Annotated in this window: 19 protein-coding genes; 8 read left to right on the top strand and 11 right to left on the bottom strand. The window is 76.0% G+C overall.

Annotation, left to right across the window (positions count from 1 at the left end; all coding sequences use genetic code 11):
- The first annotated feature begins 11 nt into the window (after positions 1–11).
- A complete protein-coding gene (locus tag O2V61_RS12530) occupies positions 12–1,508 on the top strand; it encodes a sensor histidine kinase (RefSeq protein ID WP_269183639.1) in 1,497 nt (498 codons plus the stop codon).
- An 11-nt stretch (positions 1,509–1,519) separates the two neighbouring features.
- Here the strand turns inward: O2V61_RS12530 and O2V61_RS12525 are convergent, their stop codons facing one another.
- Entirely contained in the window at positions 1,520–2,560 is a 1,041-nt protein-coding gene (locus O2V61_RS12525) for a glycosyltransferase (RefSeq protein ID WP_269183638.1), read from the bottom strand.
- Between the two features lie 266 nt (positions 2,561–2,826).
- Between O2V61_RS12525 and O2V61_RS12520 the strand changes: the two genes are divergently transcribed.
- A complete protein-coding gene (locus tag O2V61_RS12520) occupies positions 2,827–4,251 on the top strand; it encodes a hypothetical protein (protein ID WP_269183637.1) in 1,425 nt (474 codons plus the stop codon).
- A 15-nt stretch (positions 4,252–4,266) separates the two neighbouring features.
- Here the strand turns inward: O2V61_RS12520 and pcaC are convergent, their stop codons facing one another.
- The 5 genes from pcaC to pcaH are packed head-to-tail and all read right to left on the bottom strand — an operon-like array spanning position 4,267 to position 8,260.
- Positions 4,267–4,683, bottom strand: coding sequence for a 4-carboxymuconolactone decarboxylase (pcaC, locus tag O2V61_RS12515; protein WP_269183636.1), 417 nt, complete (start codon positions 4,681–4,683; stop codon positions 4,267–4,269).
- Positions 4,680–5,456: a 3-oxoadipate enol-lactonase gene (gene pcaD, locus O2V61_RS12510; RefSeq protein ID WP_269183635.1), complete on the bottom strand. Its 777-nt coding sequence runs from the start codon at positions 5,454–5,456 to the stop codon at positions 4,680–4,682. The genes pcaC and pcaD overlap by 4 nt, the downstream gene beginning before the upstream one ends.
- On the bottom strand, positions 5,453–6,778 hold the full coding sequence (locus tag O2V61_RS12505) for a lyase family protein (protein WP_269183634.1): 1,326 nt from the start codon (positions 6,776–6,778) through the stop codon (positions 5,453–5,455). The genes pcaD and O2V61_RS12505 overlap by 4 nt, the downstream gene beginning before the upstream one ends.
- Before the next feature lie 37 nt (positions 6,779–6,815).
- Complete coding sequence (gene pcaG / locus O2V61_RS12500) at positions 6,816–7,496, bottom strand: protocatechuate 3,4-dioxygenase subunit alpha (protein ID WP_269183633.1); 681 nt, start codon at positions 7,494–7,496, stop codon at positions 6,816–6,818.
- The gene (gene pcaH, locus O2V61_RS12495; protein ID WP_269183632.1) at positions 7,493–8,260 is read right to left on the bottom strand and encodes a protocatechuate 3,4-dioxygenase subunit beta; all 768 of its coding nucleotides are present in this window, start codon (positions 8,258–8,260) and stop codon (positions 7,493–7,495) included. The genes pcaG and pcaH overlap by 4 nt, the downstream gene beginning before the upstream one ends.
- A 103-nt stretch (positions 8,261–8,363) precedes the next feature.
- On the opposite strand from pcaH, the gene O2V61_RS12490 reads away from it, so the two are divergent.
- From O2V61_RS12490 to O2V61_RS12470, 5 genes are all read left to right on the top strand, one after another.
- The gene (locus tag O2V61_RS12490; protein WP_269183631.1) at positions 8,364–9,107 is read left to right on the top strand and encodes an IclR family transcriptional regulator; all 744 of its coding nucleotides are present in this window, start codon (positions 8,364–8,366) and stop codon (positions 9,105–9,107) included.
- Positions 9,108–9,169: 62 nt separating this feature from the next.
- On the top strand, positions 9,170–10,342 hold the full coding sequence (locus tag O2V61_RS12485) for a 4-hydroxybenzoate 3-monooxygenase (protein ID WP_269183630.1): 1,173 nt from the start codon (positions 9,170–9,172) through the stop codon (positions 10,340–10,342).
- A 233-nt stretch (positions 10,343–10,575) separates the two neighbouring features.
- Entirely contained in the window at positions 10,576–10,785 is a 210-nt protein-coding gene (locus O2V61_RS12480; protein WP_269183629.1) for a hypothetical protein, read from the top strand.
- Positions 10,786–10,871: 86 nt separating this feature from the next.
- A complete protein-coding gene (locus O2V61_RS12475; RefSeq protein ID WP_269183628.1) occupies positions 10,872–11,492 on the top strand; it encodes a hypothetical protein in 621 nt (206 codons plus the stop codon).
- Complete coding sequence (locus O2V61_RS12470; RefSeq protein WP_269183627.1) at positions 11,492–12,178, top strand: hypothetical protein; 687 nt, start codon at positions 11,492–11,494, stop codon at positions 12,176–12,178. The genes O2V61_RS12475 and O2V61_RS12470 overlap by 1 nt, the downstream gene beginning before the upstream one ends.
- 17 nt (positions 12,179–12,195) lie before the next feature.
- Here the strand turns inward: O2V61_RS12470 and O2V61_RS12465 are convergent, their stop codons facing one another.
- Both O2V61_RS12465 and O2V61_RS12460 read right to left on the bottom strand, forming a co-directional pair.
- Complete coding sequence (locus tag O2V61_RS12465; protein WP_269183626.1) at positions 12,196–13,812, bottom strand: GMC family oxidoreductase; 1,617 nt, start codon at positions 13,810–13,812, stop codon at positions 12,196–12,198.
- A gap of 26 nt (positions 13,813–13,838) precedes the next feature.
- Complete coding sequence (locus O2V61_RS12460; RefSeq protein WP_269183625.1) at positions 13,839–14,705, bottom strand: MBL fold metallo-hydrolase; 867 nt, start codon at positions 14,703–14,705, stop codon at positions 13,839–13,841.
- 69 nt (positions 14,706–14,774) lie between these two features.
- Here O2V61_RS12460 and O2V61_RS12455 point away from each other — a divergent pair, with 69 nt between their 5' ends.
- Positions 14,775–15,245, top strand: a complete 471-nt coding sequence (locus O2V61_RS12455) for a hypothetical protein (protein ID WP_269183624.1) — start codon at positions 14,775–14,777, stop codon at positions 15,243–15,245.
- A 76-nt stretch (positions 15,246–15,321) separates the two neighbouring features.
- Here the strand turns inward: O2V61_RS12455 and O2V61_RS12450 are convergent, their stop codons facing one another.
- The 3 genes from O2V61_RS12450 to O2V61_RS12440 all read right to left on the bottom strand — a co-directional run bounded on the left by O2V61_RS12450 (position 15,322) and on the right by O2V61_RS12440 (position 18,501).
- A complete protein-coding gene (locus O2V61_RS12450) occupies positions 15,322–16,641 on the bottom strand; it encodes a M23 family metallopeptidase (RefSeq protein ID WP_269183623.1) in 1,320 nt (439 codons plus the stop codon).
- 160 nt (positions 16,642–16,801) lie between these two features.
- Positions 16,802–17,620, bottom strand: a complete 819-nt coding sequence (locus O2V61_RS12445; RefSeq protein ID WP_269183622.1) for an ATP-binding cassette domain-containing protein — start codon at positions 17,618–17,620, stop codon at positions 16,802–16,804.
- Complete coding sequence (locus tag O2V61_RS12440; RefSeq protein ID WP_269183621.1) at positions 17,617–18,501, bottom strand: ABC transporter permease; 885 nt, start codon at positions 18,499–18,501, stop codon at positions 17,617–17,619. The genes O2V61_RS12445 and O2V61_RS12440 overlap by 4 nt, the downstream gene beginning before the upstream one ends.
- Positions 18,502–18,578 lie beyond the last annotated feature (77 nt).

Raw genomic sequence — 18,578 nt, 5'->3', positions numbered from 1 at the left:
GACCACCACCGGTGACGGGCAGCCCGCTCCGGTCCCGCCGTTCGCTGCGCACCCGGCTGCTCATCGCCTTCGTCGTCCCGCTGGTCCTGGTGCTGGCCCTGGTCGGCGTCGTCTCGGTGACCGCGCTGCGCTCGGAGCTGGTCGGCCAGGTCGACAGCCAGCTGGAGACGGTCACCGACCGCGCGCAGGGCTACGCCGCCGCGCCGGACGACGGGTGGTTCGGCCCCGGCCGCGCGGGCGGATGGCCTGGTGGGCCGGGCGGCCTGGGCGCCCGCGGCCAGGGCGAGGGGACGCTCGGCGCCATGGTCGTCGACGGGGCCGTCGCCGACTCCGCAGTGCTCGGCCGGAGCGGTGCGCCGTTGCCCCTGACCGACGCTCAGGAGGCCGTCCTCGCCGATCTCCCCACCGACACGGCCCCGGCGACCCGGGACCTGGGCGGCGACCTCGGCGAGTACCGGCTGGTCGCCAGCAGCATGCCGGGCGGGGTGCTGGTGAACGGGCTGCCGTTGGGGGGCGCCGCTGACGCCGTCCGCAACCTGATCGCGGTCGAGCTGCTGGCCGGGCTGGCCGCGTTGCTCGCCGCCGCCGCCGCCGCCGTGCTCGTCATCCGCCGCACCCTCGCGCCGCTCGACCGGGTCGCGGCCACCGCCACCCGCGTCTCCGAGCTCCCACTGGCCAGCGGCGAGGTGCAGCTGGCCGAGCGGGTGGCCCCGCGGGACACCGACCCGGGCACCGAGGTCGGCCAGGTCGGGGCGGCGCTGAACCGGATGCTCGATCACGTCGAGGGCTCGCTGGCCGCCCGGCAGGAGTCGGAGACCCGGGTGCGCCAGTTCGTCGCCGACGCCAGCCACGAGCTGCGCACCCCGCTGGCCTCCATCCGCGGCTACGCCGAACTGGTCCGGCGGCAGCATCCCGAGGTGGCCGGGGACGTCGGCCGCGCGATGAGCCGGGTGGAGTCCGAGGCGCTGCGCATGTCGGCCCTGGTCGAGGAGCTGCTGCTGCTGGCCCGGCTGGACGCCGGCCGCGAGCTCGCCGCCGAGGAGGTCGACGTCACCGCCCTGGCCGTCGACGCGGTCAGCGACGCGCACGTCGCCGGCCCGGGCCACCGCTGGCAGCTCGACCTCCCCGACACCCCGGTCCTGGTCCGGGGCGACGCCGCCCGGCTGCACCAGGTGCTGGTCAACCTGCTGGGCAACGCCTGCACCCACACCCCCGCGGGCACGACCGTGACCACCCGGCTGCGGACGGAGGCCGACTGTGCGGTGCTGCACGTCACCGACGACGGCCCGGGCGTGCCCCCCGGACTCCAGGGGCACGTCTTCGAGCGGTTCGCCCGCGGGGACGCCTCCCGGTCGCGGTCGGCCGGGAGCACCGGGCTGGGACTGGCGATCGTGCACGCCGTCGTCGCCGCGCACGGCGGCAGCGTGCAGCTCGCCAGCGCCCCCGGGCACACCGCCTTCACCGTGCGGTTGCCGCACGCCACGCAGTCCGCCCCCGAGGCCGGCTGACCGGCTGCCGCTCAGACCACCGCGGCGTCGGCGGCCACCTGCTCGTAGACCTGGGCGTGCACCCGCTGCACGGCGGCGCGCTGCGCGGCCCGCCAGGAGCGGTCCACCCGGTCCGGCGCCGGCCGGGTGAGGGCGGCGACCACGGCCGAGGTCAGCGACGCGGCGTCCAGCCCCTGCTCGGGGTCGTTGCCGTACAGGACGACGTCGGCCCACTGCTCGGCGTGCCGGCCACCGCGGGGGACGAGGAGCCGGGTGCCGGCGTCGCGGCACAGCTCCACCCAGCCCGAGTGGGTGGCCGTGCGGCGGGGCAGCACCGACACGTGCAGCCCCTGCAGGTGGCGGACCCACTCGGCCGGCCCCTGCGGCCAGCTGCGGGCCAGTTCCAGCTCCCCGGCGTCGGCGAGCTCCAGCAGCCCCGGCAGCCGCGCGGCCAGGTCGACCTCGGGGTGCACGTCGACCCGCAGCCGGCCGCCACCGGACACCGCCCCCGACAGTGCGGCCCGGACGATCGCCTCGGGCTCCGCCACCGCCGCACCCAGCCGCCCCAGGTGCAGGCCGACCAGCCGGGTCTCGCGCCCGACGTCGGGGGTGGGCTCGGCCAGCGAGGGGTGGGCGACGACGATCGCCGTCCGGCCGAAGCGGTCGGCGATCTCGTCGGCGGCTCCCCGGGTCAGGGTGAGCACGACCTCCGCGGTGGCCAGCAGGGTGCGCAGGTGGGCCCGGTGCCGGGTGCGCCGGAGGGTGCCGTCGGGCGCCTCCCGGGGGGCGAGGTCGTGGACCGTGACCACCAGCGGCACCCCGCAGCGGCGCACCGCCGCCGTCCAGGCGTCCAGCTCCGGGGCCGTCAGGTGCTCGTACCCGCCGTGCAGGTGCAGCACGTCGATCTCCGCGGCATGGGCGGCCAGCTGCTCGGGGTCCAGCCACGGGCTGGGTGAGAGGTCCGGGCCCACCCGGACGACGCCGACCGGGAGCACCGCGGCGGCGTAGGCGCCGGCGTACGGCACGGTCGCCACCCGCAGCGGGCGGGCGGTCTCCTCGGGCACTGCGGTCACGCGGTGGAAGCCTCCTGCGGTCGATCACTCCGACGCGGCAGGGGCGGTCCTCCTCGACGAGTGGGTGGGTCCAACGGATCGCCCCTACCCGGTGTAGCCGCTGCCCAACCGAGAGACAAGGAGCCACTCCTCCCTCCGGGTGACCGCAGCGCGGCGACCCGCTCCCCGTTCCGGTGGCGGTGCGTGCGGTCGCCCTGGCTGGTCGGTTAGCGTTCCCGGTCGGCCCCTGCCAGGCCGCCGTGGAGCAGCAAGAGGCCGGAGGACCAGTGGGCGGAGTCGCCGAGGAGCGTTCCGACGCCCCGGGGCCCGACCCGGCCGTTCCCCCGGCGCCGGTGCCCGGTCGTCGACGTCGCCGGCCGATCGGATCGATCCTCAGCGCTGCGCTGCTGGTCGTGCTGCTGGTCGGCGCCGGGCTGTTCGCACTGCTGCGCGAGGACCCGCTCACCTTCGGTGGCCGCTACGTCACCGACCCCGCCGTCGTCCTCGCTGCGGCCGACCGCGCCTTCAGCGACCACGTGGCGCTGCGGCAGGGTGTCCGCGGCGCGGACAGCCGCTGCTGGTTCCAGCTGGAGGACGCCGCCGGCTCCGAGCTCCGCCCGGAGCTGCTGTGCGGCCCGGCACTGTTCGTCGACGGGCAGGACGACGCCAGCTGGCTCCGGTTCCCCCTGACCGGCACCCCGGCCGGCGGCGACGTGCGGCTGTCGGTCGCCGCGCTGCCGGCCAACCCCGCCCCCGAGCCACTGACCCACCGCGAGCTGCTCCGCCGGCCGGACCGGGAGGAGCCACCGCGGGGCGCCGGCGGGCTGACCGCACCGGCCGTGCCGCAGGCGAGCCCCGGCCACACCGCGGTCGGGCCGTTCCCCGACGTGACCTGGACCGAGCCGGCCGGCCCGGCCCGGCTCTCCGGTCCGGCTGCGGCGGTGGCGGTGACCGGCCTGGCCCGGCCGGACCGGGTGGGCACCGGGGACGCCGCCCGGCGGCCGGCCGACGGTGAGGAGTTCCTCGCCGTGCGGTACCTGGTCGAGCAGGGCGAGGGCCGCTCCCCCACCCCGCCTTCGATCAGCTACCAGGTCCCCGGCCGGGAGCCGGTCGTCGTCGCCCCGGCGATGACCGCCCCGGGCACCACCGTCGAGGCGCTGCTGTCGGTGCCCGCGGACACCACCGCCGCCGACCTCGTGGTCGTCGACGCCGGGGTCGAGCAACGGCTGTCGCTGCTCACCGGCGCCCCCGACCCGGGCAACCTGCAGGTGCTGGCGCGCACCTCCCGGGAGGCCGACGTGGACGCCGTCCGGCAGCTGGCGGCGACGCTGAGCGCGCCCGGCCGGGTCTCCGCGTCCCTGCCCGTCACGATCGCGGTCGGCGGCGGCCGGCTCGAGTGGTTCGTCCAGGACGCGCGGCCGGCCGACCCGAGCCGCGCCCTGCTGCTGCTCGACGTGACGATGGCGCTGCCGGAGGCCACGCCCGGCGCGCTGCCGCCGGGGCTGCTGTCGCTGCGCCTGCCGGACGGGACCACGCTCCGGGCGCTGGACCTGGACGCCTCCCCGACGCGGGTGATCACCGCCTTCGACGTGCCGGCCGGGTTCACCGAGGGGACGCTCGTGGTCGCCGGCTCCGCGACCTTCCCCGACGGCGCCTCGGTCGACCTGGGCACCGGCGGGGCGAGGGTGCCGGTCTCCGTCCCCGCCGGCTGACCGCCTTCGGGGGCCTCAGCCCTGGGTGCGGAGCTCGGCGAGGATCGGCTTGGCGACGGCCAGGGCGTGGTTGGCCGCCGGCACCCCGGCGTAGACCGCGGTGTGCAGGCACACCTCGGCGATCTCCTCGTCGGTCAGCCCGTTGTGCACCGCCGCCTTCACGTGCAGCGCGAACTCGTCCCAGTGCCGCAGCGCCGCGGTGATCGCCAGGGTCAGCATGCTGCGCTCGCGGCGGTCCAGCCCGGGTCGCTGCCACAGGTCGCCCCACGCGACGCGGGTGATGAAGTCCTGGAAGTCCGCGGTGAACGGGGTGACGCTGGCGACCGCCCGGTCCACGTGGGCGTCGCCGAGCACCTCCCGGCGCACCCGCATGCCGGCCGCCCGCCGCTGCTCGTCGGTCTCCAGCGGTCCGGTCTCCAGCGGTTCGGTCACAGGTCGCCTCCGGTGGCGTGTGCGATCAGGGCCCGGCTGACCTGCTCGGGCTGTTCCAGGTTGGCCAGGTGCGCGGCCGGGCCGAGGCTGAGCAGCCGGGCGCCGGGGACGCCGTCGGCGATCAGCTGCTGGTGCTCCGGGGGCACCGCCTGGTCCTCGGCGCCGGAGACCACCAGCGTCGGGGCCGTGATCCGGTGCAGGTCGGGGCGCTGGTCCATCCGCTCGATCGCCGCGCAGCAGCCGGCGTACCCCTCGTCGTCGGCGGCGGCCACCATCGCCTGCAACCGGGCCACCAGGTCGGGGTGTTCCGCGGCGTACGGCGGGGTGAGCCACCGGCTGACCACCTGCTCGGCGATCGCGCCGGTGCCCTCGGCGCGCACGGTGCGCGCCCGCTCCGCCCAGCTGGCCGCGTTGCCGGTGTGCGCCGAGCTGCACAGCACCGCCAGGGTGAGCACCCGCTGCGGCTCGCGCACGGCCAGCCGCAGGCCGGTCATCCCGCCGATCGACACCCCGGCGACGTGCGCCCGGGCCACCCCCAGCCGGTCCAGCAGCGCGACGACGTCGTCGGCCAGGTCGTCGATCGTGGCGTCACCGGACCCCGACGGTGACCGGCCGTGCCCGCGGGTGTCGTAGCGGACCACCCGGAACCGCTCGGTCAGCGCCGGCACCTGCGGGTCCCACATCGACAGGTCCGAGCCGAGTGAGTTGGACAGCAGCAGCACCGGCGCCTCGGCCGGGCCCTCGACGACGGCGTGCACCTCGACGGCGGTCACGGGTGTCCTCCCTGCATCGCGATGGTGTGGGCGGCGAGCGCGGCGTCCACCTGGGCACCGGCCTCACCGACGTCCGGGGTGCCGTCGGCGACCAGTGCGGCGCCGTCGACGTCGGTGCGCTCGGCCACGAGGTCGGCCAGCGGGCGACCGGCCGTGGCCGCCTCCCGCACCGCGGCGGCGGCGGCGTCGTGCGCCGCACCCGCGCCCAGCGCCGGGGTGAGGGCCTCGGCCAGCGCTCCGGCCAGCTGCGGGTCGCCGGCCGCGGCCACGGTCCGCGCCATCTGCTCGGTGTCCAGCCGCAGCGAGGACAGGCACTCGGCCAGCCAGGACGCCGCGGAGCCGACCGTGCCCAGCAGGTCGGTCAGCGTCGGCCACTCCGCGTGCCAGGTGCCTGCGCCGCGCTCGTGCTCCTGCTCCATCGCGGCGAACAGGGTGGCGACCAGGCCGGGGGCGCGGCGGGCGCAGGCCCGGGCGGAGACCGCCGCCACCGGGTTGGCCTTGTGCGGCATCGCCGAGGAGCCGCCGCGGCCCTCGGCGACCTCGGCCAGCTCGGCGACCTCGGTCTGGGCCAGCAGGACGACGTCCAGCGCGATCGTGGCCACCACCCCGGCCGCCGCGCCCAGCACGCCCGCGACGTCGGCGATCGGCAGCCGCACGGTGAACCAGGGCACCTCGGTGGTGGCCAGCCCGAGCTCGGCGGCCAGCTCCCGGCGCAGGTCGACGCCGGAGCCCGAGCTGGCGGCGAGCGTGCCGACCGCCCCGCCGTACTGGACCGGCAGCGCCGCGGCGACCGCGGCGACCCGGGCGCGCACGCCGTCCAGCCCGGCGAGCCAGGTGGCGGCCTTGAGGCCGGCGGTGATCGGCAGCGCCTGCTGCAGCAGGGTGCGGCCCATCAGCACGTCGTCCCGGTGCGTGCCCGCCAGCCGGGCGCAGGTCTCCGCGGCCGCGGCGAGATCGGCGTCGATCAGGTGCAGGCCGCGCCGGGCCAGCAGCACCGCCGCGGTGTCGACGACGTCCTGACTGGTGGCGCCGACGTGCACCGCCCGGGCGGCGTGCGGCCCGACGGCGTCCTGCAGCGCCCGGACCAGCGGGGGCACCGGGTTGCCGGCGTCCCCGGCCCGGGCGTACACCGCAGGAAGGTCCAGGACGGCCGGGTCGGCGCACACCCGGCTCACCTCGTCCGCGGCCGCGCCGGCCACCAGACCGACCCGGGCGGCGGCGCGGGCCAGCGCGCCCTCCACCTCGAGCAGGGCCACCAGCCACGCGTCCCCGGCGGTGCCGGCCGAGACGGGGCCGCGGGCGAAGGTCGCGTCGAGGATCACGCGCCCATCCTGGCGGGTGCTCCCCCGTGGCCGGTGCTCACACCGCGAAGAAGACGGTCTCGTCCATGCCCTGGGCCGCGCAGCCCTGCAGGTGGATGTCCAGCACGTAGCCGTCCTCGCTGGGCCGGGCGATCAGCGTGGCGCGCGCGGCGTCGTCCGGGAGGCTGCGCAGGACGACGTCCTCGGCGTTGGCGGCGGCCTCGTCGGCGAAGTAGATCCGGGTGACGAGCCGGTCGAGCAGGCCACGGGCGAAGACCGAGACGTCGACGTGCGGCGCCTGCAGCCCGCCCTCCCCGTCGGGCACCCGGCCGGGCTTGAGCGTGCGGACGGCGTAGGCACCCCCGTCGACCGTGTGCGACCGCCCCACGCCACGGAACCCGGGGGTGGCGACGGCGCCGCGCGGGTCGTCCGGGTGCGCGAAGCGGCCGTCCGGGTCGGCCTGCCAGGTCTCGATCATGCCGTCGGGCACGAGGTCGCCGTTGCCGTCGAAGACCTGGCCGCGCAGCCAGACGGCACCCGGGGTGCCCTCGGCGACGACGTCCGGGCCGTCGGCCCAGGTCAGGCCGATCGCCAGGTACGGCCCGACCGTCGAGCTGGGGGTGGTGCCCAGCCGGAAGGGCTCGGTCAGGAAGCCGGTGCCGCGCCGCGGCGTCCCCAGCCGGCGGTCGTTGGTCTCGTCGGCGGCCAGCACCAGGGGGGACAGTCGGTCGGCGCTCACGCGACATCTCCGTCGTCATCGGTCTCGAAGGGGGTCTGCTCACGGCCGCGCAGCACGATGTCCCACTGGAACGCCAGCGCCCAGTTGGGCTGGCTGCGCTCCAGGTCGAACCGGCTGATCGCCCGGTGCCGCGCCGTGGTCGGCATGGAGTTGAAGATCGGGTCCTGCCCGAAGAGCGGGTCGTCCGGGAAGTACATCTGGGTGACCAGCCGCTGGGTGAACGCCTGACCGAACAGGCTGAAGTGGATGTGCGCCGGCCGCCAGGCGTTGTGGTGGTTGCCCCACGGGTAGGCCCCGGGCTTGATGGTGGTGAACTCGTAGCGCCCCAGCTCGTCGGTCACCACCCGGCCCAGCCCGTCGAAGTGCGGGTCCAGCGGCGCGGGCCAGTTGTCGACCACGTGCCGGTAGCGGCCGGCGGCGTTGGCCTGCCACATCTCGACCAGTGCGTGCGGCACCGGGCGGCCGTCACTGTCGAGCACCCGGCCGTGGACGATGATCCGCTGCCCCTGGGCCTCGCCGCCCTGGCGCAGGGTCAGGTCCGCGTCGGCGGCGGTGACCAGGTCCTCGCCGAGCACCGGGCCGGTGATCTCGGTCAACCGGTGCGGCAGGTCGACCGGGGTGCGCAGCGGCGCCCGGGACGCCGTGCTCCGGTAGCCGGGGTAGGCCACCGGGGTGCGCCGGTCGGCGGGCTCCCGGAGGTAGCGGGGCAGCACGAGGGCACTGTCCGACGCCGGTCGCGGCTCGCGAGATGTGGTCCCGGTCATGGTCGGACCGTACGGCGCAGCAGTACGCTGCCGGAAGCAACTGCTTCCGCTGAGCAGAAAGTGGGACGACGTGGCCGGTGGAGCCGCCGCAGCCGGTCGATCGGTGACCTCACGGGCGCTCGGCGTCCTGGACGCCTTCGACGCCGCCCACCCCCGGCTCAGCCTCTCCGAGGTCGCCGAACGGTCGGGCACCCCGCTGACCACCGCCCACCGGCTGCTCGCCGACCTCGCCGCCTGGGGCGCCCTGGTCCGGCGCAGCGACGGCCGTTACGAGGTCGGCCGCAAGCTCTGGGACCTCGGGCTGCTCGCCCCGGTCGACCTGGAGCTGCGCCAGGTCGCCTCGCCGTTCCTGCTCGACGTGCACACCGCCACCCGCGACACCGTGCACCTGGCGGTCCGCGAGGGCACGAAGGCGCTCTACGTCGAACGGGTCTCCGGCCGCGAGTCGGTCCCGGTGGTCAGCCAGGTCGGCAGCCGGCTGCCACTGCACGCCACCGGGGTGGGCAAGGTGCTGCTGGCCTCCGCGCCGGACGACGTCCTGGAGCAGGTGCTCCGGCAGCCGACCCGGGAGACCCGGCACACCGTCGTCGACGCCGGGCTGCTGAGCCGGGAGCTCGCCGAGGTGCGCCGCCGCGGCTGGGCCCGGACCGCGGAGGAGATGAGCCTGGGCGCCGCCTCGGTCGCCGTCCCGGTGACCGTGGAGCGGCTGTCCGGGCCGGTGGTGGTCGCCGCGCTGGGCATCGTCGTCCCGGTCCACCGCCGCGACGTGGGCCGACTGGCCCCGGTGCTGCAGGTGGCGGCCCGGGGCATCGGCCGGGCCCTGGCGCGCACCGAGCAGTTCCGCTGACCCTTCCGTCCAGCGGGAGGAAGGGGTCGCCCGCCACTGGTAGCCGGGGTCACACTCGGCCGATGCGCACCCAGGTGGGGATCATCGGAGCCGGCCCGGCGGGACTGCTGCTGTCCCGCCTCCTGCAGCTGCAGGGCATCGACACCGTCGTCCTGGAGAACCGCTCCCGCGACTACGTGGAGGCCCGGATCCGCGCCGGGATCCTGGAGCAGCACACCGTCTCCACGTTGATCGACGCCGGCATGGGCGACCGGCTGCAGCGGGAGGGCCTGCCGCACAACGGCATCTTCCTGCAGTACCCCGGCACCCGGCACCACCTGGACTTCCCCGAGCTGTGCGGCCGCAAGGTCTGGGTCTACGGCCAGACCGAGGTGACCAAGGACCTCATCGCCGCCCAGCTCGCCGGCGGCCCGCCGCTGCTGTTCGACGTCTCCGACGTCACCCCCGAGGACGTCGACACCGACCACCCGCGGATCCGGTTCACCGACGCCGACGGCGTGCCCCAGGTGCTCGAGTGCGACGCCATCGCCGGCACCGACGGCTTCCACGGCGTCTCCCGCCCGGTCGTCACCGCCGGCACCGCGGGCCGGCTGTGGGAGCGCACCTACCCCTACGCCTGGCTGGGCATCCTGGCCGACGTCGCCCCGTCGGAGGAGGAGCTCGTCTACGCCTGGCACCCCGACGGCTTCGCGCTGCTGTCGATGCGCTCGCCGTCGGTGTCGCGCCTGTACCTGCAGGTCGACCCGGAGGAGAAGATCGAGGACTGGTCCGACGACCGGATCTGGGACGGGCTGTCCACCCGGTTCGCCCTCGACGGCTGGGAGCTGGAGACCGGCCCGGTCACCGAGAAGTCGATCCTGCCGATGCGCTCGTTCGTCAGCGCGCCGATGCGCCGCGGGCGGCTCTTCCTGGCCGGCGACGCCGCGCACATCGTGCCGCCGACCGGCGCCAAGGGCCTCAACCTCGCCGTCGCCGACGTCACCCTGCTCGCCACCGCGCTGGTCCGCCTGCTGGCCGAGAAGCAGACGGACCTGGTCGACAGCTACTCCGACCGCGCGCTCGCCCGGGTCTGGCGCTGCACCCACTTCTCCTGGTGGATGACGTCGATGCTGCACCGCGCCGGCGACGACTTCGACGCCGAGCTGCAGCTCTCCCAGCTCCGCCGGGTCTGCTCCTCGGAGGCCGCGGCCCGGGAGCTGGCCGAGAACTACACCGGCCTCCCCCTCGACACCTGAGCCCACCCACCACCAAGATGGCCATTCTGGTGGTGGGAGTGACGGTCTGGGACGCCGGGCCGGGCTGTCACGAGCTGGCCCGCACTGGCAGACTCTGACGGGGCGGATCGTCCAGCTCGGGTCGACAAGTCGACGTCAACTGTCAGACTTCCCGCTTCTGATGATCGAGTTCGGCTATTTGTGCCCAGCGCAACGCCGGACACGGACCAGTCCCCACCACTAACTTCTCCAGCATGCTCTCGACGCTCATGACCATCGCCGGCGTGCTCGTGGGGCTGTTCGTCCTGCTCTCCCTGATCGTGCACCTCAGTGCCCGCCCGGCGACCCGGGGCAGCACGACGGGCACCCGCGCACCAGGCTGGGTGAGCGACGCCGGGCAGCCACACCCCGACCCGTGGGCCCCGCTGTCGACCACGAGCACCCAGATCCGCACCATCCGCTGAGCTGGCCCGCGCCGCGCACTCGGCCGGGCCGCGCGGCCCGGCGGCGGTCCGGCGCAGGAGTTCCGGCCCCGGCTAGGCTCGCCGCGATGACCAGCGACTCGCCCGCGCTGCAGGTCTACCCGATCGGTCAGCTGATCGGCGTCCGCGCGGTCGTGGACCAGTTCGACGTCCGGGTCGGCGCGGCCCTGCACAGCCTGACCTCGGCCGAGTTCGGGGTCTGGGCGATGGCGCACGGGCCCGCCGACCACCAGCCGCGCCCGTGGACCCCCGACGCGCTGGCCGCGCAGGCCGATGCGGTGGGCCTCCCGGACTGTGCGCAGCGACTGGCCCGGCTGCAGGAGCAGGGGTTGGTCGCCCTCGCCGCACCGGGCACCGACTCGGCCCGCGACCTGGCCCGCCGGGTCCGGATGGTGCCCCTGGTGCTGGGGCTGGGGAACAGCGCCGGCGCGCCGGACGCCTACGCGGTCGGGCTGCCCGGCCGGCCGCTCGCCGTGCTGTCGGCCGCCGCCTACGACCTGTTCGAGTGGGCGCACATGGAGACCAGCCTGTGGCGGGCCTGCGAGGGCGCTGCGGCCACCGCGGCACGGGTGGGCATCACCGACCCTCTCGCCACCGACCCGGACGCGCTGCTGACCTCGCTGCTGGAGGACCTGCACCGGCTCCTCACCCCCAACGCCGTCCACCTGGACACCTGGGCGGTGAGCTGATGTCCACCGCCGACCCGGTGACGCCGGCGGAGGCGCTCGTCTTCCCCGTCGGTCACCCCATGGGGGCCTTCCACCAGCACCGCGGGGAGCCGCCGAGCTACTGGGTGGTGCGGCTGGGCTGGGACAGCCCGCTGCTGGGCGACCAGACCACCGCCGACGTGTGGACGCTGACGCACGGGGTGCCCAGCCGGGTGCAGGACGGCGTGCCGTGGACCCGCACCGCGGTCCGCCAGGCAGCCGAGGAGGCCGGGGTCCCCGACTGCGACCCGGTGCTCGACGCGCTCATCGAGCGGGGGCTGGTCGCCGAGCTCGCCCCCGGCTCCGAACCTGCCGCCGAGTTCGCCCGCACCCACCGGGTCCAGTCCCTGCTGCTCGGGCTGGGCGAACCGCCCGGCCGGCCGGGCGTCGACGGGATCGGCCTGCTGGGCACCCCGCCATCGGCCCTGGTCGGGCCGGCCACCTACGAGTTCTGGCAGTGGGCCCACCTGTGGCCCACGCTGGCCGACGCGGCCGTCGGGCTGGCCGAGATGGCCGGCCAGGCGCCCGACCCGGACCCGGCCGACACCGACCCCACCGCGGTGCTGGACCGGTCGTTCCGGGAGCTGCACCGGCTGCTGTCCGGCAACGCGGTCTACCTGGACCGGTCCCTCGCCGTGGCCGACGCGGCCCGCGACGCCGGCGGCTGAGCCGGCCGGGTGGTCCGTCAGCCGCCGCCGGTGATCAGCTCGGCGGCGCGCTCCCCGATCGCCACGGCGGTCGCCGCCGGCCCACGGGAGGGCACCAACGGCATCACCGAGGTGTCGACCACCCGCAGGCCCGCCACCCCCCGCACCCGCAGGTGCTGGTCGACCACCGCCCCGGGGTCGGTGGCCGGCCCCATCCGGGCGCTGCCGGCCAGGTGCACGGCGGTCGCCAGGTGCGCCCGGGTCCACCGGTCCAGCTCCCGGTCGTCGGCCAGGACGTCGTCGGGCAGGCCGGTGCGCTCGGCGACCAGCGGGGCGAAGGCCGGGGTCCGCAGCAGCTCGGCGGCCAGCCGGACGCCGGCCCGCAGCCGGCGCCGGTCGGCGTCCTGCGTCAGGTAGCGGTACTGGATCCGTGGCTGCACCAGCGGGTCGGCGGTGGTCAGGCTGATCCGCCCGCGGCTCTCCTCCTGCTGCAGGGCCACGGCGAGGTAGAGGTCGTCCCGCCGGCGCGCGGAGTCCAGCAGCCGCGGCACGGAGGCCCCCCGCAACGCCCGCAGTGTCGCCGCGGGCCGGCGCAGCACCTCGGCGACGCCGGACAGCGCCGACCCCGAGGACCGCGAGAGCATCACCTGCCGGAACGGCTTGAGCCAGGGCATGACCTCGAGGTGGTCGGCGGTGTTGAGCGCGGTGGCCAGCGGGAGCAGCCCGCGGGGCATCGGGGTGCGCCGGGCCGGCCGGTAGGTCACGTAGACGTCGGGGTGGTCGCTGAACCCCTGCCCCACTCCCGGGACGTCGGCGACGACGGCGACGCCGGTGGCCCGCAGGTGGTCGGCGGGGCCGATCCCGGACAGCAGGAGCAGGTGCGGGGAGCCGACGGCGCCGGCCGACAGCACGACCTCCGCGGCGCGCACCGGGCCGCGGTCGGTCTGCACGCCCACCGCCCGGCCGTGCTCCACCAGCACCCGGGTCACCCGCACGCCGCCCCGCACGGTCAGCCCGGGCTGCCCCCGGCGCGGGGAGAGGTAGGCCATCGCGGTGTTGACCCGCACGCCGTCGGCGACGGTGAACGGCACCGGCCCGTGCCCGGGCGGGCCGTCGGCGTTCTTGTCCGGCTCGGGCGGGAAGCCGAGGGCGTCGCAGGCGCCGGCGAAGGCATCGGTGACCGGGTGCGGCTCGTGCACCCGGGTGACCGGCAGCGGGCCGGTCGAGCCGTGCCCGGGGCGGTCGCCGTAGTCGGCGTCGCTCTCGCACCGGGCGAAGGCCGGGCGCAGCGCGTCGGCCGACCACAGGTCGTTGCCGGCGGCGGCCCAGCCGTCCAGGTCGGCGCGGGTGGCCCGGATGAAGTACGTGCCGTTCAGCGCGCTGGAGCCGCCCAGCACCTTCCCCCGGGGCACCGGCCAGCGCAGGTCGTCGGTGAGCTCTCCGGTGAGCTCCCAGTTGGCGGGGTGGCCGGGGGTCGCGGCCCCCATCGTCGCGGCGTCCCGGATCGTCGCCGGGAAGTCCTCCGGCAGCGGGTGGTCGGCGCCGGCCTCCAGGACCAGCACCCGCCGTCCGGCGTCGACCAGCCGGGCGGCCAGCGCGCACCCGGCGGACCCGGCGCCGACGACCACGACGTCCCACTCCCCGGCCGGCTCCACCCTCGGAACAGTAGGACGGCGGCCGGTCAGGCCAGCCGCACCCGGTCCTCGACGGGCTCCACCCGGCCCTCGGCGGCCAGCTTGGCGAGCGTGGCCCGGGTCGACTGCGCAGCGGCCGGCCGGACGGCCTGCGGCACGCCCGCGTAGACCACGGCGACCAGCTCCTCGACCGTCCGGGCGCCGGCCGCGAGGGCGTCGAGCAGCTGCTGCTCCCGGTACGCCCGGTGGGCCAGGTAGAAACGCAGCACCGCCCCGGGGTCGGTGGTCAGCTCGGGCCCGTGGCCGCAGTACAGCGCCGAGGGCCCCAGGTCGTGCACCCGGCGCAGCGACTCCAGGTAGGCGAGCACGTCGCCCTCGGGGTGGGTGACCACGGAGGTGCCCCGGCCGAGCACGTGGTCGCCGACCAGCACCGCCCCGGAGGCCAGCCGGAAGGCCAGGTGGTCGGCGGTGTGCCCGGGCGTCGGGACGACGTCCAGCGTCGTGCCCGCCAGCTCCAGCCGCTCCCCCGCCCGGAGCAGCCGGCCGCCCGGGCCGGCGACCGCAGGGGTGGCGGCGGCGACCGGTGCACCGAAGTGCCGGCCCCAGGGCAGCGCCGCCTCGGCGTGGTCGGCGTGGTGGTGGGTGACCAGCACGGCCACCACCCGGGCGCCGCGGGCGGCCAGCGCGGCCTCGACGGCGGCCAGGTGGGCGGCGTCGTCCGGGCCGGGGTCGACGACGACGGCCTGACCCGAGCCCGGCTCGCCCACCAGGTGGGTGTTCGTGCCGTCCAGCGTCATCGGCGAGGGGTTCGGGGCCAGCACCCGGGTGACCAGCGGCTCGGGGTCCGCGACCGGGGCCATCTCCCCGGGCGCGGGCAGCGCCCAGCTGGTCCGCGGGTCGACGGGGGCGGTCACGCGGAGCACCGTAACCGGCCCCCCGGCGGGCCTCGGTGCTCACCGCCGGCAGCGGATACCGTCGAGGTCATGCGCGCACTCGCCACCCCCTTCCGCGCCGGTCTCGCCACCGTCGCCGTCGTCCTCCTGTCCGCGTGCAGCAGCGACGACGAGCAACCCGACGCCGCGTCGACGACCAGCAGCCCGACCAGCTCCGCCGCCGCCGAGGCCACCACCTCCGACGAGGAGGTGCAGGCGTTCTGCACCGAGGCCGAGGCCGTGCTCACCGCCCCCGATGCAGCCGAGCTGACCCAGGAGGAGCTGCTCGACCAGACCATCGCCGAGCTGGAGCAGCTGGACCCGCCGGCCGAGATCAGCGCCGACTGGGACGTCCTGGTCGACACGTTCGTCGGCATCCGGGACACCCTCGGCGACGTCGACCTGACCACCCCGGAGGGCCAGGCCAGCGCGGAGCAGGCGCTGGCCGAGATCGAGGCGCAGGCGACCGAGTCCCAGACCCGGCTGGACACCTGGATCACGGAGAACTGCGACAACGCCTGACCCCCGACGCACCGCGGCCCGGCCCCCTCCCCAGGGTGCCGGGCCGCGGTGCGCTGCACCGGTCGTCTCCCCGGGCTCAGCCGCAGCCCCGGATCGTGATGCCGCGGGCCCGCAACCACGGCACCGGGTCGACCTGGCCGCTGTGCATCGCCCCGCCGGGGTGGACCTCGAAGTGCAGGTGCGGCCCGGTCGACTGGCCCCGGTTGCCCACCTCGGCGATCTGCTCACCGGCCGCGACCCGCTCCCCGGCGCGGACGAAGGACCGGTTGACGTGGCCGTACACGGTGATCGCACCGTCGTCGCCGCGGAGGTAGACCGCCAGCCCGAAGCCGGTCGCCGGCCCCGCCCGCTGGACCACCCCGGCCGTGACGGCCCGCACCGGCGTGCCGATCGGCGCGCCGATGTCGACGCCGAAGTGGGTGACCCCCCAGCGTGCGCCGAAGCAGCTGCTGGTGATGCCGACGGCCGGCCGGGCGTAGCCGGAGCCTGCGGTGTCGGCGTCCGCCAGGAGTGCCTGCCGGTCGTCGGCGAGCGCCTGGGCGCGGGCCTGCTCCTCGGCCAGCCGGGCCGCGGCCTCCTCGGCCGCCTTCTGCTGCTGCCAGACCTCGTAGGCGTTGCGGGCTCCCTGCAGGGTGAGCAGCTGCACCTGGGCGTCCTGCAGCTGCTGGTCCAGCGCCGCCTTGTCCGCGGTCACCTGGGTGTACACCGACTGCTGGTTGGCCAGCTGCCGCTCGGCCTCCACCCGGGCCGTCTCGGCCGCCGCCTCGGCCGCCACCTTCTCGTCCCGGGCCGCCCGCGCGGCCGCGTCCGCCTGGGCCTGCGCCACCCGGGCCGCCTCCATCACCCCCAGGACGTCGACCTGGTGGTCGCCGACGTAGGACAGCATCGCGGCCTTCTGCACCAGCTCGGCCGGTCCACCGACGTCCAGCAGCGCCATCTCGCTGGTGAGCTCGCCACCGTTCTTGTAGGTGTCCCGGGAGAACTCGGCGATCCGGGCCTGGGCGGCGGCGACGGCGTCGGCCGCGACCTGCAGGTCCTGCGCCGCCCGTGCGGCCGCGGCCTCGGCCTGCACCCGGGCCTCCTCCGCCGCCAGGTAGACGGTGCCGGCGGACTCGGCCAGCACCTGGACCTGCTCCAGCTGCGCCTCGGCGGCAGCCACCTGCGCGGCGATCCGGCCGACCTCGGCCGCAGCTGCGTCCTGGGCCGACTGGGCACCGGCCAGCTGTTCGTCACTCGGGTTCACCGGTTCGGCCCGCGCGCTGCCGCCGCCGGCCCCGACCAGCACGGCCGCGACCGCTGCGGTCAGCGCACCGGCCAGCAGTCGGGCCGGTCGGCGGCGTCCGGCGCGGACCGGGCAGCCGGCCGCCGTGGCCGGGCGCCGCACGTGCTGCGTCATGGTCGCTCCCTGGGGAAGAGGGATGGACGGGTGGGCTCAGCGAGCGTCCCAGTCGCACCACCAGTCACAGATGCAACACGCGCAGCTACGACGCAGTCCGTCTCAAACAGCTCGGTCACCGCCGCACCCGGTCCCCCTGTGCCCATGTCGACCCGGCAGGTCAGGGTGCGCCCGGCCGCCCCAGCTCCTCGGCGAGCCGGCTGAGCTCGTCCCCGCCGGCCATCATGTCGGTCAACTGCTCCCGGGTCACCTCCGCCTTGGCGAAGTCGCCCATGCTGCGGCCGCGGTTGAGCAGCAGGAAGCGGTCGCCCACCGGGTGCGCGTGGTGCGGGTTGTGGGTGATGAAGACGACGCCGAGCCCTTGGTCGCGCGCCTGGGCGATGTAGCGCAGCACCACGGCGGCCTGCTTGACGCCGAGCGCCGACGTCGGCTCGTCCAGGATCAGCACCCGGGCCCCGAAGTGCACTGCCCGGGCGATCGCCACCGACTGCCGCTCGCCACCGGAGAGCGTGCCGACCGGCTGGTCGGGGTCACGGATGTCGATGCCCATCGCCGCCAGCTCACGCCGGGTGACGTCCTTGGCCGTCGCCCGGTCGAACCGCCGGAACGGGCCCCAGCCGGTCGTCGGCTCCGAGCCGAGGAAGAAGTTCCGCCAGATCGACATCAGCGGGATCATCGCCAGGTCCTGGTAGACGGTGGCGATGCCGGCGTCCAGCGCCTCGCGCGGCGCGTCGAAGTCGACCGGCGCACCGTCCAGGAACAGCTGTCCCCGGGTCGGCCGGTGCACCCCGGAGAGCACCTTGATCAGCGTCGACTTGCCCGCGCCGTTGTCCCCCAGCACGCAGGTGACCTGCCCGGCGCGCACGCTGGTGGAGATGCCGTCGAGCGCGATGACCGAGCCGAAGTCCTTGCCGATGTCGCGCAGCTCCAGCAGCGGGGTGTCCCCGGGCGCGGCCGGCCGGCCGGCTGCCGCGCTCATCGCGGAGCCGCCTCGGCGTAGCGCCGGACCAGCCGGTTGGTGAGCACCGCGAGCAGCAACATGGCCCCGAGGAAGAAGTAGAACCAGTCGGCGTCCCAGTTCAGGTAGACGATGCCCTGCTGGGTCATGCCGAAGATCAGCGCGCCCAGGGCCGCACCGACGGCCGAGCCGTACCCGCCGGTGAGCAGGCAGCCGCCGATCACGGCCGCGACGATGTAGATCAGCTCCTGTCCGGTGCCGGTGTTGGCCTGCACGGAGGTGAGCCGGACGGCGGTGATCGAGCCGACCAGCCACGCGGCGGTCGCGGTGGTCATGAACAGCACGATCGTCGTCCGCCGCGCCGGGACCCCGACGTTGCGGCTGGCGACCTCGTCACCGCCGGTGGCGAAGACCCAGTTGCCGAACCGGGTGCGCAGCAGCACCCAGGCGGCCAGCGCCGTGACCAGCAGCCACCAGAGGACGGCGATCCGGAACGGCTGCCCGAAGACCTCGACCGTGGACGCCAGCACCAGCTCGGCCGAGTGGTAACCGGGCGCATCGGCCAGCCCCCGCACCTGCACCGTGCCGGTGAACGCCTTGGTGAGCCCCAGGTTGAGCCCCTGCAGCATCAGGAAGGTGCCCAGCGTGATGATGAAGCTGGGCAGGCCGGTGCGGGTGACCAGCCAGCCGTTGAAGGCGCCGACCCCCAGCGCCAGCACCAGCGCCGCGGCGATCGCCACCCAGATGTTCTGCTGAAGCTCCACCGCCACGATGCCCACGGTCAGCGCGGTGGTGCCGGTCATCACCCCGGCGGAGAGGTCGAAGTGCCCGCCGATCATCAGCAGGGCGACGGCGACCGCCATGATCCCCAGGATCGAGGCGACGTCCAGCCAGTTGGCCACCCCGGCCAGCGACCGGAAGACGTCGGACTGGGCGGAGAAGAACCCCAGGATGACGACGGCGCCGATCAGCGACCCGA

The organism is Modestobacter sp. VKM Ac-2985 (assembly GCF_026967925.1).
Lineage (GTDB): Bacteria > Actinomycetota > Actinomycetes > Mycobacteriales > Geodermatophilaceae > Modestobacter.
Note: the sequence above shows the minus strand (reverse complement) of the source record. Positions and strands in the feature narration are given on the sequence as shown.

What these genes read in the sequence shown, in the direction of transcription:
- pcaH (WP_269183632.1), bottom strand. Translation starts at nt 8,260, where the DNA reads ATGACCGGGACCACATCTCGCGAGCCGCGACCGGCGTCGGACAGTGCC.
- O2V61_RS12470 (WP_269183627.1), top strand. Translation starts at nt 11,492, where the DNA reads ATGTCCACCGCCGACCCGGTGACGCCGGCGGAGGCGCTCGTCTTCCCC.
- O2V61_RS12455 (WP_269183624.1), top strand. Translation starts at nt 14,775, where the DNA reads ATGCGCGCACTCGCCACCCCCTTCCGCGCCGGTCTCGCCACCGTCGCC.
- O2V61_RS12445 (WP_269183622.1), bottom strand. Translation starts at nt 17,620, where the DNA reads ATGAGCGCGGCAGCCGGCCGGCCGGCCGCGCCCGGGGACACCCCGCTG.
- O2V61_RS12450 (WP_269183623.1), bottom strand. Translation starts at nt 16,641, where the DNA reads ATGACGCAGCACGTGCGGCGCCCGGCCACGGCGGCCGGCTGCCCGGTC.
- O2V61_RS12485 (WP_269183630.1), top strand. Translation starts at nt 9,170, where the DNA reads ATGCGCACCCAGGTGGGGATCATCGGAGCCGGCCCGGCGGGACTGCTG.
- O2V61_RS12475 (WP_269183628.1), top strand. Translation starts at nt 10,872, where the DNA reads ATGACCAGCGACTCGCCCGCGCTGCAGGTCTACCCGATCGGTCAGCTG.
- O2V61_RS12480 (WP_269183629.1), top strand. Translation starts at nt 10,576, where the DNA reads ATGCTCTCGACGCTCATGACCATCGCCGGCGTGCTCGTGGGGCTGTTC.